The organism is Isoptericola chiayiensis (assembly GCF_013149805.1).
GTDB classification, from domain to species: Bacteria; Actinomycetota; Actinomycetes; order Actinomycetales; family Cellulomonadaceae; genus Isoptericola; species Isoptericola chiayiensis.
In genome coordinates this window covers 123,035-137,983 of the sequence record NZ_JABEZT010000001.1, presented here as the reverse complement: position 1 = coordinate 137,983, position 14,949 = coordinate 123,035, and the positions used below count along the sequence as shown (strand labels likewise).

Sequence of the window (14,949 nt, the reverse complement as noted above, 5' to 3'; positions counted from 1 at the left end):
CCGGCGAACCTAACGTGCCCCGGGCCGGTCGTCCACGCCGGTATCGGGTACCGCCGTCGTGCCGTGCGGAGTCATCGACCTCCCGATCGATCCGGGGTGCCTACGAGGCCGGCCTCGTAGGCGGTGATGACGAGCTGGACGCGGTCCCGGCAGCCGAGCTTGCGCAGGACCTCCGAGACGTGGGACTTGACGGTCTCGTCGCCGATGAACAGCTCGGCGGCGATCTCCGCGTTGGATCGGCCGCGGGCCACCTCCAGGAGCACTTCGGACTCGCGGGCGGTGAGGGTGTCGATCCGGGTAGTGTCCCGCGTGCCGGCCCGGACGGCGAAGTCGTCGACGAGGCGGCGCGTCACCCGAGGGCCGAGCAGCATGGAGCCGTCGGCGACGAGCCGGACGCCATCGATGAGGCGAGCGCCGGTGACGTCCTTGAGCAGGAACCCGCTGGCCCCGGCCCGCAGGGCGTCGTAGACGTACTCGTCGAGGTCGAACGTGGTCAGGATGAGCACGCGGGTCGACGGGTGCTCCGCGGCGATGCGGGCGGTCGCGGCGATGCCGTCGAGGACCGGCATGCGGACGTCGACGACGGCGACGTCCGGTGCGTCGCGGGCGACGGCGGTCAGCAGCTCGGCGCCGTCGCCCGCGGTGTCGACCACCTCCAGGTCAGGTGCGGAATCCAGGATGGAGGCGAATCCGTGGAGGACGACGGGCTGGTCGTCCGCGACGACGACGCGCGTCACGCGACCTCCTCGCGCTCGGTGGGTGCCGCCGTCGGCTCGCGGTCCGGATCGGTGGGCAGCGTCACGACGAGCGCGAACGCGGAGTCCTCCACTCCCGCGGTGAGCGCACCGCCGAGGGCTTCGACGCGCTCGCGCATCCCGGTCAGGCCCCGCCCGGGCACGACGACCGCGTCCGTCCGGTCGACGGGGTTGGTGACCCGCAGCCCGGCGACCTGGGCCGCATGGGTCAGCTCGACGGTGGTCGGCGCTCCGGGGGCGTGACGTCGAGCGTTGGTCAAGGCCTCCTGCGCCGCCCGGTACAGCACGTACCCCGGCGCGTCCGGCACGCCGTCGCAGCGTCCGGTCAGCGTGACGTCCTGCCCGGCGGCCCGCGCCTGGTCGACCAGGTCCGCGACGTCGCACGCTGTCGGCTGAGGGGCGCGGCCGGGCCCCGCGGTGCGCTGCAGCACGCTCAGGACCTGGCGCAGCTCGCCGAGTGCGGACCGGGCGTCGTCGGCGATCTCCGCTAGGACCCGCCGAGCGTCGTCGTTCATGTCCGGGTGGGTGTACGGGGCGGACTCGGCGCGCACCGCCACCAGGGAGACGTGGTGGGCGACGACGTCGTGCAGGTCGCGGGCCAGCCGCGCCCGCTCGGTCGCGACGGACTCCACCTCGAGCGCGTGGCGTTCGACGGCGGCCGCACGGTCGCTGCGGCGCCGGGACTCGCGGACGAGGCGGACCGCCGCTGCTGCGCCGACGATGACGGCGACCGCGACGGTGTAGAGCACACCTGCTTCCACAACCTCCCGGGCGTCGGCACTGCCCGCGGTCACGGGGCCGATCGGCAGCATGGCCGGGACGCCGCTCAGCGCGTAACACCACGCGGTCGCCAGGGTCACCGCGAGCGGAACGACGGCGCGACGCCACGAGTCCTGCACCACCAGGTAGGCGACCAGCAGCAGGGCGAGCCACCAACCCCACACGAACGTGCCGAGGAGCCAGACGGTGACGAACGGCCAGCCCGCGAGCGCCGTCGCGGTGAACGGACGACGGCGAGCGATCAGCACCGCGGCGACGCAGCTCAGGCCCGCGGCCCACGAGATCAGGGGCAGCAGATAGCCGGAGTCCAGCCAGCTCGTTCCCAGCAGGAATGGACCGTCGGCAACCTCCTCGACGATCCCGTCGCCCGAGGGTTCCATGTCGTGGTCCGGTGGCAGCCACAGCGGCGAGAACATCAGGAAGATGCCGAGAACGGCGGCGAGCACGGCCGAGGTCACCCATCGACGGTCGATGGTCGAGGGCAGGGCGGGGACGTCGTGGCTGCTCATGGCGTCGATCCTGCCGGGCGCCAGATGGCCGCCGCCACCCCCGCGCGGGGGAGTCCGCCTCCCTCGCGCGTGTCGGTGAGGCCGGCGACCTGCGGCCGAGTCAGCGGGCCGGCCGATCGTCCTCGATCGCGACCTCGGTCGTCGCGCGAGCCGACGCGCGGCGGGCCCCCGGGCGGGCGAGCGCGAGCACCACCAGGACGCCGACGAAGACGGGCGTCACCGGGTTCAACGCACCCTGGCGCACATAGGCCACGACGAGCGAGTCGGACACCCCGCCGTCCAGCGCCGAGGGCCGGTCGGACAGGACGGACATGGCGCTGTACGGCAGCTCGGTGGTCGCCACGGCCCAGGCTGTCAGGGCGAGGACCGCCACGAGTGCAGCCCACACCGGCACCTGGTGCCACAGGGACGACGCTGTGCGTTGGCACCGCCAGAGCGGCCAGAAGGCCAGCGCCGACGCGGCAGCGATGGCGAGCCCTTCCCATACCGGCGCTCGCGGCGACACGATCGAGGGGATCAGGTCCCAGCCGAGCCGGGGGTCAAGAACGACGAAGGTCCCCGGGTCGCTGACGACCCGAGGACCTCGATGGTGCGCCTGGAGGGACTCGAACCCCCGACCTTCTGCTCCGGAGGCAGACGCTCTATCCGCTGAGCTACAGGCGCGGGCGCCGCTCGTCGTCCGTCACTGACGGCGACCGCTCGGCACGGTGCACGAGACTACCACCGCGACGTGGCTGGTCGGAAAACGTGGCCGGAGGCCGGGCGCCGGTGTGGCGGGCGGGGCCGATAGAATCGCCCGGTGACACCCGACGAGCTCTCCCACGTACTCAGTGCTGCCCTCGCCTCGGCCGTGGCCGACGGCACGTTCGCCCTCGACGCCGACGCCGTGCCGACGTCGGTCCACGTGGAGCGACCCAAGCAGCGCGAGCACGGCGACTGGGCCACGAACGTGGCCCTGCAGCTCGCGAAGAAGGCCGGTGTGCCGCCGCGCGAGCTCGCCCAGGAGCTCGCCACGCGCCTCGGGTCCACCCCGGGGATCAAGGCGGTCGACGTCGCCGGCCCGGGTTTCCTGAACATCACGCTGGAGGCCGGTGCCGCCGGCGAGCTGGCGCGCACCATCGTCGAGTCGGGCGCCGCCTACGGCCGCAACGACTCGGAGGCCGGCAAGAAGGTCAACCTGGAGTTCGTCTCGGCGAACCCGACGGGGCCGATCCACATCGGCGGCGTGCGCTGGGCCGCCGTCGGTGACTCGCTGGCCCGCGTGCTCGAGGCCAGCGGCGCCGAGGTGACGCGCGAGTACTACTTCAACGACCACGGCGCGCAGATCGACCGTTTCGCGCGGTCGCTGCTCGCCCGCGCTCGCGGCCAGGAGGCGCCGGAGGACGGCTACGGCGGGCAGTACATCGCCGAGATCGCCGACGCCGTCATCGCCGACGCGGTCGCTGCGGGCGACACCGACCCGCGCGACCTGCCCGACGCGGAGGCGCAGGAGGTCTTCCGGTCGCGCGGCGTGGAGCGCATGTTCGGCGAGATCAAGTCCTCGCTGCACGACTTCGGCGTCGACTTCGACGTGTTCTTCCACGAGGACTCCCTGCACGGGTCCGGTGCGGTGGACCGCGCCGTGGCCCGGCTGCAGGACGCGGGCCGGATGTTCGAGGCGGACGGTGCGACCTGGCTGCGTACGACCGACTTCGGCGACGACAAGGACCGGGTCGTCATCAAGTCCGACGGCGACGCCGCGTACATCGCCGGTGACATCGCCTACTACCTGGACAAGCGCGAGCGCGGCTTCGACGAGGCGATCATCATGCTCGGCGCGGACCACCACGGGTACGTCGGCCGCATGATGGCGGTGTGCGCCGCGTTCGGCGACACCCCGGGCGTCAACCTGCAGCTCCTCATCGGCCAGATGGTCAACCTGGTCAAGGACGGCCAGCCGGTGCGCATGTCCAAGCGTGCCGGGACCGTCGTCACGCTCGAGGACCTCGTGGACGCCGTGGGCGTCGACGCCGCGCGCTACTCGTTGGCCCGGTCCTCGGTCGACACGAGCATCGACCTGGACCTGGACCTGCTCGCCAGCGCCACCAACGAGAACCCGGTCTACTACGTGCAGTACGCGCACTCGCGGACCTGCGCCGTGGACCGCAACGCCGCCGACCGGTCGGTGGCACGGGGCGACGGCTTCGACCCGGCGCTGCTGGACCACGAGACCGAAGCCGTGCTGCTCGGTCGCCTGACCGAGTTCCCGCGGATCGTCGCCCAGGCGGCCGAGCTGCGCGAGCCGCACCGCGTCGCCCGCTACCTCGAGGGGCTCGCTGCGGATTACCACAAGTGGTACAGCGAGCGTCGCGTCCTGCCCTACCCGGACGAGGAGGTCGAGACCGTGCACCGCACGCGCCTGTGGCTCAACGACGCCGTGCGCCAGGTGCTCGCCAACGGGCTCGACCTGCTCGGCGTCAGCGCCCCGGAGCGCATGTGAGCGCCCGGGTGGACGTGGACGGGACGACGGCGGCACTGCCGACAGGTGGGCCCGGTGCGCTGGGTGCGCCGTGGTCCTCGGGTGTCCGACGTCGGCCGGACGGCGAGGTCGAGGTGGCCGGCGTCGGCGCGGGTGACCTCGCCGCCGAGCACGGGACGCCGGCCTACGTGCTGGACGAGGCTGACTTCCGTGCGCGCGCCCGCGCCTACCGGGGTGCCTTCGAAGCCGCCTTCGAGCAGATCGGCACGGGCGTCGACGTCTACTACGCGGGCAAGGCGCTGCTGACCGTCGCCGTCGCCCGCTGGGCCACCCAGGAGGGCCTGGGGGTCGACACGGCGTCCGGCGGCGAGCTCGCCGTCGCGCTGCGCGCCGGCGTCCCCGGCGCCGCCATCGGCCTGCACGGCAACAACAAGTCCGACGGCGAGGTCCTCGCCGCGCTGGACGCCGGCGTCGGGCGGATCATCGTCGACTCCCTGGTCGAGATCGAGCGGGTCGGGGACCTGGCCGCCTCCCGCGGTGTCGTCGCGCCCGTGATGGTCCGGGTCACCACCGGCGTGCACGCCGGCGGGCACGAGTACATCTCCACCGCGCACGAGGACCAGAAGTTCGGGCTCTCCGTGACGCCCGGGCCCGACGGCGGCACGTCGCCGGCGCTCGGGGCTCTCGAGGCGGTGGTGGCGCGGCCCGAGCTGGAGCTGCTGGGCATCCACTCCCACATCGGCTCGCAGATCCTGGACCCGTCCGGGTTCGAGGCGGCGGCCCGCGTGGTGCTGCAGCTGCGGGCCGACCTGGCGGAGCGTACCGGCGTCCTGGTGGAGGAGGTCGACCTGGGTGGCGGTTACGGCATCGCCTATCTGCCGGCCGACGAGGCGCTCGAGCCCGCACCCGTGGCGCGGGACGTGGCCGCCGCGGTGGCGGCCGTCTGCTCCGAGCTCGGGACGCCGCTGCCGCGCTTCTCGATCGAGCCCGGCAGGGCCGTCGTCGGCCCCGCGGGGATGACTCTGTACACGGTGGGTACGGTCAAGCCGGTGACGGTCTCGCCGGCCGGCGGAGGGTCGTCGGACGCCGAGCCGTTCACGCGGCTGTACGTCTCTGTCGACGGGGGGATGAGCGACAACATCCGTCCGGCGCTGTACGGCGCGGACTATCACGCGGAGGTCGTGGGGCGGCTCTCCGACGCCGCCCCGGTGCTGGCCCGCGTGGTCGGCAAGCACTGCGAGAGCGGCGACATCGTGGTGCACGAGGTCTTGCTGCCCGGTGACGTGCGCGCGGGGGACCTGCTCGCCGTCGCTGCGACGGGTGCCTACGGGCGGTCGATGGCCTCCAACTACAACGCGCTGACCCGCCCGCCGGTCGTGGCGGTCGCCGAGGGGGACTCCCGGGTCCTGGTGCGCCGCGAGACCGTCGAGGACCTGCTCGCCCTCGACCAGGGCTGAGCCGCCGTCCGCGAGGTAGGCCAACGTCTCGCGACGTAGGCAACTCCTCCGCGAGGTAGGCAACTTTCCCGTGAGGTAAGCGATCTCTCGCCGGGGTAGGCAACCTCTCCCCGAGGCGGAACGGACCCCCCTCGGCGCAGACGCACGACCGCGAACGGCTCCGCACCCTTCCGGATGCGGAGCCGTTCGCCGTGCCGTCTCGGTAGGTCGATGCCTACCTCGCCGGGAGGTCGCCTACCTCGCGGAGGAGTTGCCTACCTCGGCGAGACGTCGCCTACCTCGGCAGGTGGGGTGCGATCGTCACCCCTTGCCCTTCCCGTTGCCCTTGCCCGGACGATCGATCGTGAAGACCGGCGACGTCCAGGTCTCCCAGTGGTCCGGGTTCGCCCGGTCACCGTTCGCCTTGAGAGCGTCGATCCTCAGCTGGTAGTCGCCGTCTTTGAGGGTCTTGGTGACCTCGCGGTTGCCCTTCTTCTTGGTGGCGGTGCCGTCCCACACGAACGCCTGGATACCGGCGGCCGTCTCGCTACGACCCAGGGAGCCCAGGTCCGCGGCGACGGTGAAGGCGCCCTTGCTGCGCCCCTTGCCGTCGATCACCGAGATCTCGAAGTCCTCGACCTGGTGGTCGAAGTGCGCGACGACGTAGGGGTAGTCGGGCAGACCGTCCACCCACTGCAGCGAGAAGGTCTCTCCGCCGGCCTCGCTGAACGACCCGGCCGGGTCGATGCAGTCGAGCTCGACGAACTCGGCGCACTGGGTCAGGCGGGTGATCCAGGGAACGTCGACGACGGTGCCGTCGCCGAGGTCGATCGGGGTGATCGCCTCGATGTCCTGGTAGTCACCGTCGAACCCGGCGTACGGCACCGAGATCTCGGAACCGTCGTCGCCGGTGATCTCGACGAACCCGCCGTAGAGCACCTGGTAACCGTCGAGTCCGGGGGAGATGATCGTCACGTCCACCTCGGCCGATCCACCCGCCGGCACGGAGACCGTGTCCGCCGAGAACTCGGCGGTGGCGTCCAGGATGGAGAGCGTCGGCGCGAAGGTGTCGCCGTAGGTCGCCAGCGCCGTCGTGTGCCCCATGGTGTAGGTGACCTCGGCGTCCGAGTCGTTCGACACGGTCAGGGTCGTGGTGACCGGCTCGAAGACCGGCTCGCCGTCGACGCGGTCCACGACGGACTCGCCGAGCGAGATCTTCGCCGGGGTGACCGACGTCGTCGCGGCGTACGCGGCCGGGACGTCGATCAGTCCGGCGCCCTGGCCGTGGACGGTCTCGACGTAGGTGCCGGCGTACAGGATCGGGTCGGCCGTGTTCTGCAGCAGGTCCCGCATCTCGGTGGTGCCGATCTCCGGGTCCGCCTCGAGGAGCAGCGCGGCGGCACCGGCGACGTGCGGAGCAGCCATCGACGTGCCCGACAGGGTGGCGTAGCCGCCCTTGGCGAGCGGGTACGTCGAGTGGATGTTCCCGCCAGGTGCGGCCAGGTCCGGCTTGAGCGTCAGGTCCGGAGAGAGGCCGTAGGAGCTGAAGTCGCTCTTCTCGCCCCCGGTCGGGCTGACGACGGACGTGGTCTCGTCGGTCCAGGTCAGGGTGACGTCGGCGCCACCCTCGATCTCGGCCTTCAGTGCGTCACCGCTGGCCAGGCTGATCCCGACCCCGGGGACGCCGGCGTCCACGACGCCACCACCGTTGAACAGCCCGGGAATGTTGTTGGCGATGACGACGGCGGTCGCACCGGCGGCGACGGCGGAGTCGTACTTCTCCGCGAAGGCGCAGTCGCCACGGTCGACCAGCGCGGTCATGCCCGCCGGGTCGGCGAGGAGCTCGTCGCCGAGGGTGTCCACGCAGCCGCGCCCGACGTGGACCATCGGGTCGGTCGAGCCGGAGGTGGGCGGGGCCGCGACGTCCGCGAGAACCGTGTACGGGACCTCGGTTCCCGACGGCTCGGCGATCGCCAGGGCGGCGTCGTTGTTCGTGTTGTCCACGGAGGCGACGCCGATGCTCTTCGCGCCGACGCCGGGGGCGCCGGTGGAGTAGACGCCCGTGCGGCCGGAGTTGCCGATCGAGGCCACCACGATCATGCCGGCGTCGACCGCCGCGTCGGCGGCCGTCGCGGTCGGGTAGTCGGGCCACGTGTAGGACGAGCCGATCGACATGTTCAGGATGTCCATGTCGTCCTCGAGCGCCATCTCCATGGCGGCGATCATGATGTCGGCCTCGGTCGAGCCCTCGCAGCCGAACACGCGGTAGGCGCCGAAGGTGACCTCGGGGGCCACGCCGACGACCTCGCCGTCGGCTCCGACGATGCCGGCCACGTGGGTGCCGTGACCCTGGCAGTCCATGGGGTCGGAGTCCGGCTGGGGGACGCGCGCCGCGGGGTCGGGGGAGCCGGCGTCGTAGGCGTCACCGACGAAGTCGTAGCCGTAGGCGACGCGCTCGGTCGGGTACTCGCCACCACCGAAGTCGGGGTGCTCGTAGTCGATGCCGGTGTCCATCACCGCGACCTTGATGCCGTCGCCGGACAGCCCGAGCTCGTTCTGTGCCACGTCGCTGCCGGTCATGGCGAGCGCGGTCGCCATCTCCGGGCTGGACGTGCTCTGCGGCTCGGGGACGGAGAGCTGCACCATCGGGTAGATGGCCTTGACGCCCTCGGTCCGTTGGAGCTTGCCGAGCTGGGAGCTGTCCATGTCGACGGAGAAGCCGTTGAACAGCGCGTCGAACTCCTCGCGCTCGGTGTACTCGACGCCGGAGTCGCGGGCAGCCCGCCGGAACGCGGCGTGGTCGCTGCGGACCGCGGCCCGCTTGCCTCCCTGCGCCGTGGGGCGCGTCTCGAGCTCGACGAACCAGGCGCCGGGCGTCTCGTTGACGACGGCGCCGTCGCCGTCGGTCGGGGTGGTGTGAACCGGCGCCAGGGGCTCGGGGCCCTGGGGGTCGTCCGCGGTCGCGACGCCCGGCACGGCCACGGTGGTGGCGGCGATGCCGAACGCTGCGAGCGCGCCGACGACGGCACGCCGTCGCATGGTGATGCGCACTGTGTCCTCCCATTGGGGTTGGTGTGTCGCACACGGTAGGGGTGACGTGTGACACAGATGTGTCAGGCAAGTGTGCGCGCCGTCACACCGTGACCAGATCGTGACATCCGGACCGCGTCCTGCACCCGACCTGCGCCGGCGTCAGCATCCGGACGGACCGGCCGGGCCGCCGTCGTCCAGGGCTATCCTGGGCGACGTCCCCGCCCGTCCAGGATCGAAGGTCGCCCGTGCCCGCTGCAGCCAGCCCGCCCGCCGTGCCCGCGCCGTCGGACGCCCCGCTCCACGAGCGCACCCCGGTACGCGTCGCGCTCCTGGGCTGCGGCGTGGTGGGCTCCCAGGTCGCGAACCTGCTCCTGGAGCAGTCCCCGGACCTCGGGGCGCGCGTCGGTGCCCCGTTGCAGCTGGTGGGTGTCGCCGTGCGCGACCTGACCCGCCCCCGCGACGGAGTCCCCGCCGAGCTGCTCACCGACGACGCCGAGGCGCTGGTCGACACCGCCGACATCGTCGTGGAGCTCATGGGCGGCATCGAGCCGGCGCGCGGCCTGATCCTGCGGGCGCTGGCCCGCGGCGCGAGCGTCGTCACCGCGAACAAGCAGCTGCTCGCCGAGCAGGGACCCGTGCTGTTCGAGGCCGCCGACGCCGCCCGCGCCGACCTGTCCTTCGAGGCCGCCGTCGCCGGGGCCATCCCGATCGTGCGGCCGGTGCGCGAGTCGCTCGCCGGGGACCAGGTCAACCGGGTGCTGGGGATCGTCAACGGCACCACGAACTACGTGCTGGACGAGATGACCACCCAGGGCATGGATCTCGACGACGCCGTCAAGCGTGCCCAGGAGCTCGGGTACGCGGAGGCCGACCCCACGGCCGACGTCGACGGCTTCGACGCGGCGGCCAAGGCCGCGATCCTGGCCTCCCTGGCGTTCCACACCCGGGTCTCGATCCACCAGGTGGCCCGCGAGGGCATCCGCGGCATCACCAGCGACGACGTCGACTGGGCGCGCCGCACCGGGTACGTGCTCAAGCTGCTGGCCATCGCCGAGCGCACGGGGGAGGGCGTCGCCGCCCGCGTCCACCCGGCGCTCGTGCCCACCGACCACCCGCTGGCGGCGGTGCGCGGCGCGTTCAACGCCGTCTTCGTCGAGGCCGAGGGCGCGGGTCCGCTCATGTTCTACGGGCAGGGCGCCGGGGGGCGTCCGACGGCGTCGGCCGTGCTGGGTGACGTCGTCTCGGCGGCCCGGGACCGGCTCATCGGCGGCAAGGGGCCGCAGGAGTCCGCGTACGCCTCGCTGCCGGTGCTGCCGTCCGACGCCGCGGTCACGCGCTACCAGGTCCGGCTCGAGGTGGCGGACCGCACCGGTGTGCTCGCCCAGGTCGCCGGCGTGCTCGCCGAGCACGGCGTGTCGATCGACACCGTGCGCCAGAGCGAGGCGCTCACGGCGCCCTTCGAGGCCGAGCCGGCCTCCGAGCCCGCCCCGGGGGCCGTCCCCGACGAGGGTGAGCCCGTGGCCCGGCTCGTCATCACGACCCACGCCGCCCGCGAGGCCTCGCTGGCCGCCACGGTCGCGGCCCTGGAAGGCCTGGAACCCGTCCGCCAGATCACGTCCGTCCTGCGAGTCGAGGGAGTCTGACCATGCCGGCCCACCAGTGGCGGGGTGTCATCACCGAGTACGCCGACCGTCTGCCGGCCCACGTCGCCGAGAAGATCGTCACGCTGGCCGAGGGCGGTACCCCGCTCGTCGCGGCGCCGGCGCTCTCGCAGCGCACGGGTGCCGACGTCCACGTCAAGGTCGAGGGGATGAACCCCACGGGGTCGTTCAAGGACCGCGGGATGACGACGGCGATGTCCGCCGCCGCCGCCCGGGGCGCCCAGGCGGTCGTGTGCGCCTCCACCGGCAACACCTCGGCGTCGGCGGCCGCCTACGCCACCCGGGCGGGGATGGTCTGCGCCGTGCTGGTCCCCGACGGCAAGATCGCGATGGGCAAGCTCAGCCAGGCCATCGCCCACGGGGCGAAGCTGCTGCAGGTCGACGGCAACTTCGACGACTGCCTGGTCGTGGCGCGCAAGCTGGCCGAGGCCTACCCGGTCGAGCTGGTCAACTCCGTCAACCCGGACCGCATCGAGGGCCAGAAGACGGCGGCGTTCGAGGTCGTGGACGCCCTCGGCGACGCACCCGACATCCACGCGCTACCGGTCGGCAACGCGGGCAACATCACCGCCTACTGGAAGGGCTACCGGGAGTACGCGGGCATCGCGACCAGCGAGCAGGGTCCCGGCGCCGCGCCGGTCGCCGTCGCCACCCGGACCCCGGCCATGTGGGGCTTCCAGGCGGCGGGCGCGGCCCCGATCGTCCAGGGCCACCCGGTGGACCCGGAGACGATCGCCACCGCCATCCGGATCGGCAACCCGGCGTCGTGGACGCAGGCCGAGCAGGCGCGCGACGACTCCGGGGGCGTGATCGAGGCGGTCTCCGACGACGAGATCCTCGCCGCGCACCGGATCCTGTCCGCCGAGGTCGGCGTCTTCGTCGAGCCGGCGTCCGCCGCCGGCGTCGCGGGGCTGCTGTCGCGTGCCGAGCGCGGGCTCGTCCCGGCCGGCGCCCGCGTCGTGGTGACCGTCACCGGTCACGGGCTGAAGGACCCGCAGTGGGCGCTGCGCGGGCCCGACGGCGCGGACGTCACGCCGACCCGCGTGGGTGCCGACGTCGTCTCCGTCGCCGACGCGCTCGGGCTGGAGTGAGATGAGGCTCGGCGCCGACCACGTGGTCGTCCGTGTCCCCGCCACGAGCGCGAACCTGGGGCCGGGCTTCGACGCGATGGGCCTCGCCCTGGGGCTGTACGACGAGATCGAGGTGCGGCTCGTCGCGAGCGACGAGATCCGCGTCGACGTCACCGGCGAGGGTGCCGGTGAGGTGCCCGACGGCGAGGACCACCTGGTGGTGCGTGCGCTGCGGCACACGCTCGAGGTGGCCGGCGCGCCGCTGACCGGGATGCACCTGCGCTGCGCCAACCGGATCCCGCACGGCCGGGGGCTCGGGTCCTCGGCGGCCGCCGTCGTCTCAGGCATCGTGGCGGCCCGCGGCCTGCTCGCCGACCCCCAGGCGCTCGGCCGGACGACGATGCTCGGCATCGCCACGGCGTTCGAGGGGCACCCGGACAACGCGGCACCGGCACTGCGGGGCGGCGCCACCCTTGCCTGGTCCGGGCCTGCCGGACCGCGCGCGGTGGACCTGGAGCTCGACCCGCGGATCGCGGCGACGGTCCTCGTGCCGGACGTGCGGCTGGCGACGAGCCGGGCGCGCGGGGTGCTGCCGGAGCAGGTCCCGCACGCCGACGCGGCCTTCACCGCCGGTCGGGCGGCACTGCTCGTCGAGGCCCTCGCCCGACGGCCGGAGCTGCTGCTCGACGCCACGGAGGACCGGATCCACCAGGACTACCGTGCCGAGGTCATGGCGGCCACGGCCGAGCTGGTCCGGTCGCTGCGGGCCGAGGGGCTGGCGGCCACGGTGTCGGGCGCCGGACCCACGGTGCTGGTGCTGACCGGACCCGGTCAGCAGGAGCCGCTCGACGCGCTGCTCGCCGACCTGGTCGACGACGTCGCCGGCTGGCGTCGTGCGGACCCGAGCATCGACACCGCGGGCGCCGTCTGCAGGAGTGGTAGCATGAACTAAGCCTTCGGGGTCGACCATCGGGATCGGCCAGTGCGGCATCCTCTCCAGATCGTTCCGTGCTGCTGCGCGCTTCGACGTCAGCAGGGCGCCCCGGTCACGGAGACAGCACCGGTACCTCCCGATTCCCCGTACTGAAGGCCGCCAGCAACCCGGTCAGCCGACGTCGTCGTAGCACTGACACGAGGTTTCGCGCCCGGATGATCCTGATTCCGGGTGCCCACCACCCCGACCCGCACGGCTTCGCCGCAGGGTCGCATACGAGGGGGAAGGGTCCTTCGTGACGAACACCACCGACAACCTGAGCTCGATGAAGCTTGCCGAGCTCCAGGCCGTGGCGTCCCAGCTGGGCGTCAAGGGCACGAGCCGCATGCGCAAGAGCGACCTCGCCGACGCGATCCGCACCCGACGTGGCGGAGGTCAGCAGCAGGGGGCGGCATCCGCTCCCGCCGAGCGCCGTCGCCCCGCCGAGGCGCGGGACGAGCAGCCGGCCGTCGCCGAGCAGCCGGTCGCCGCGGCGACCGCGACGGCGCAGACAGTCCGCACCGACGCACCGGCCGAGGGCGGGCAGCGGCGCCAGCGCCGCGCCACGCGTCCGACGTCGGCCGCGCAGGACGGCGCCGCCGACGCACCGCGCACCGAGCAGGCACCCGCCCGCGAGCAGAAGTCGGCCGGTCGTGGCGAGGACCGGGAGGCCCGGCTCGCTCAGCTGGCCGACGCCGTCGCGGCGCCGCGCGAGCGCAACCAGCGCCCGCGCCAGGAGGGCCAGGGCGAGGGGCAGGACTCCGACCGGTCCGGTCAGGACTCCCGGTCCGGCAACCAGAACGGCTCCCGCCAGGGCCAGGGCCAGGGCCAGGACGACCAGCGCCAGCGCGGCGACCAGCAGAACGAGCGGTCCGGGTCGCGCCGTCGTCGCGGCCGGGACCGCGGACGTGACCGCAAGCGCAACCGCGGCGGCGGTCGCGGTGGCAACGCGCCCGACCTGCACCTCGACGAGCCCGAGGTGCGCGAGGACGACGTGCTGGTCCCCGTGGCCGGCATCCTCGACGTCCTCGACAACTACGCGTTCGTGCGCACCAGCGGCTACCTGCCGGGTTCCAAGGACGTCTACGTCTCGCTGAACCAGGTCAAGAAGTCGGGCCTGCGCCGCGGCGACGCGGTCACGGGCGCGATCCGCCAGCCCCGCGAGGGCGAGGAGCCGCCCGGCGGCAACTCGAGCGGCGGCGGCAAGAACGTGCGCAACAAGTTCTCCGCGCTGGTCCGGCTCGACTCCGTCAACGGCATGCCGCCCGAGCAGGCGCGCGAGCGGTCCGAGTTCACCAAGCTCACGCCGCTGTACCCCCAGGAGCGGCTGCGCCTGGAGAACCCGGAGGCGACCCGGCTGACGCCGCGCGTCATCGACATCGTCGCGCCGATCGGCAAGGGCCAGCGCGGCCTCATCGTGGCGCCGCCCAAGGCCGGCAAGACGATCATCATGCAGCAGATCGCCAACGCCATCACGACGAACAACCCCGAGGTCCACCTCATGGTCGTGCTCGTCGACGAGCGCCCCGAGGAGGTCACCGACTTCGAGCGCTCGGTCAAGGGCGAGGTCATCGCCTCGACGTTCGACCGGCACGCCTCGGACCACACGCTGGTCGCCGAGCTGGCGATCGAGCGGGCGAAGCGGCTCGTCGAGCTCGGCCAGGACGTCGTCGTGCTGCTCGACGGCATCACCCGCCTGTCGCGTGCCTACAACCTGGCCGCCCCGGCGTCGGGCCGGATCCTGTCCGGTGGTGTGGACGCCGCGGCGCTCTACCCGCCCAAGAAGTTCTTCGGCGCGGCCCGCAACATCGAGAACGGCGGCTCGCTCACGATCCTCGCCACGGCGCTGGTGGAGACCGGCTCCAAGATGGACGAGGTGATCTTCGAGGAGTTCAAGGGCACCGGCAACATGGAGCTGCGCCTGTCGCGCTCGCTGGCGGAGAAGCGCATCTTCCCGGCGATCGACGTCAACAGCTCGAGCACGCGGCGCGAGGAGATCCTGCTCTCCAAGGAGGAGCTGGGCATCGTCTACAAGCTGCGTCGCGTCATGGGCGCCCTCGACCAGACCCAGGCGGCCGAGCTGCTGCTCGGCAAGCTCAAGGAGACGCCGACCAACGTCGAGTTCCTCCTGCAGGTCCAGAAGACGACGCCCGCCGGACTCACGGACGACCGTCCGGGCGAGACGGTCTGACGCGCGTCGGACGTCACATCCGGGACGCGGGCGGAATCATTCCCCGACCGCCCGCGTTCTGGCAGAATGGTTCGTCGGCCTGC

The 14,949-nt window shown here is 72.9% G+C and carries 10 protein-coding genes and 1 tRNA gene; 6 read left to right on the top strand and 5 right to left on the bottom strand.

Annotated features, from left to right (window positions below):
- Nucleotides 1-71: 71 nt before the first annotated feature.
- The 4 genes from HDG68_RS16810 to HDG68_RS00545 form a co-directional block, all read right to left on the bottom strand.
- On the bottom strand, nt 72-737 hold the full coding sequence (locus HDG68_RS16810) for a response regulator (RefSeq protein WP_172148283.1): 666 nt from the start codon (nt 735-737) through the stop codon (nt 72-74).
- On the bottom strand, nt 734-2,044 hold the full coding sequence (locus tag HDG68_RS17485; protein ID WP_172148282.1) for a histidine kinase: 1,311 nt from the start codon (nt 2,042-2,044) through the stop codon (nt 734-736). Before HDG68_RS17485 ends, HDG68_RS16810 begins: the two co-directional genes overlap by 4 nt.
- A gap of 100 nt (nt 2,045-2,144) precedes the next feature.
- The gene (locus HDG68_RS00550) at nt 2,145-2,417 is read right to left on the bottom strand and encodes a hypothetical protein (protein ID WP_172148281.1); all 273 of its coding nucleotides are present in this window, start codon (nt 2,415-2,417) and stop codon (nt 2,145-2,147) included.
- Between the two features lie 214 nt (nt 2,418-2,631).
- Nucleotides 2,632-2,707: transfer RNA gene (locus HDG68_RS00545), tRNA-Arg, on the bottom strand.
- Nucleotides 2,708-2,843: 136 nt separating this feature from the next.
- On the opposite strand from HDG68_RS00545, the gene argS reads away from it, so the two are divergent.
- Nucleotides 2,844-4,523 carry an arginine--tRNA ligase gene (gene argS / locus HDG68_RS00540; protein WP_172148280.1) on the top strand — a complete coding sequence of 560 codons (1,680 nt, stop codon included), beginning with the start codon at nt 2,844-2,846 and terminating at the stop codon, nt 4,521-4,523.
- Nucleotides 4,524-4,558: 35 nt separating this feature from the next.
- Entirely contained in the window at nt 4,559-5,959 is a 1,401-nt protein-coding gene (gene lysA / locus HDG68_RS00535; RefSeq protein ID WP_172149052.1) for a diaminopimelate decarboxylase, read from the top strand.
- 300 nt (nt 5,960-6,259) lie between these two features.
- On the opposite strand, the gene HDG68_RS17275 is transcribed toward lysA, so the two are convergent.
- Nucleotides 6,260-8,989 (bottom strand): S8 family serine peptidase, encoded by a 2,730-nt coding sequence (locus HDG68_RS17275; RefSeq protein ID WP_343037343.1) that lies wholly within the window; start codon nt 8,987-8,989, stop codon nt 6,260-6,262.
- Between the two features lie 254 nt (nt 8,990-9,243).
- Between HDG68_RS17275 and HDG68_RS00525 the strand changes: the two genes are divergently transcribed.
- The 4 genes from HDG68_RS00525 (at nt 9,244) to rho (ending at nt 14,866) form a co-directional block, all read left to right on the top strand.
- Nucleotides 9,244-10,614, top strand: a complete 1,371-nt coding sequence (locus HDG68_RS00525; protein WP_172149048.1) for a homoserine dehydrogenase — start codon at nt 9,244-9,246, stop codon at nt 10,612-10,614.
- A 2-nt stretch (nt 10,615-10,616) separates the two neighbouring features.
- Nucleotides 10,617-11,723, top strand: a complete 1,107-nt coding sequence (gene thrC, locus HDG68_RS00520; protein ID WP_172148279.1) for a threonine synthase — start codon at nt 10,617-10,619, stop codon at nt 11,721-11,723.
- Nucleotide 11,724: 1 nt separating this feature from the next.
- Nucleotides 11,725-12,654, top strand: coding sequence for a homoserine kinase (thrB, locus tag HDG68_RS00515; protein ID WP_172148278.1), 930 nt, complete (start codon nt 11,725-11,727; stop codon nt 12,652-12,654).
- A gap of 307 nt (nt 12,655-12,961) precedes the next feature.
- Complete coding sequence (gene rho / locus HDG68_RS00510) at nt 12,962-14,866, top strand: transcription termination factor Rho (protein ID WP_246253451.1); 1,905 nt, start codon at nt 12,962-12,964, stop codon at nt 14,864-14,866.
- Nucleotides 14,867-14,949: the final 83 nt, after the last annotated feature.

What these genes read in the sequence shown, in the direction of transcription:
- HDG68_RS17485 (WP_172148282.1), bottom strand. Translation starts at nt 2,044, where the DNA reads ATGAGCAGCCACGACGTCCCCGCCCTGCCCTCGACCATCGACCGTCGA.
- thrB (WP_172148278.1), top strand. Translation starts at nt 11,725, where the DNA reads ATGAGGCTCGGCGCCGACCACGTGGTCGTCCGTGTCCCCGCCACGAGC.
- thrC (WP_172148279.1), top strand. Translation starts at nt 10,617, where the DNA reads ATGCCGGCCCACCAGTGGCGGGGTGTCATCACCGAGTACGCCGACCGT.
- rho (WP_246253451.1), top strand. Translation starts at nt 12,962, where the DNA reads ATGAAGCTTGCCGAGCTCCAGGCCGTGGCGTCCCAGCTGGGCGTCAAG.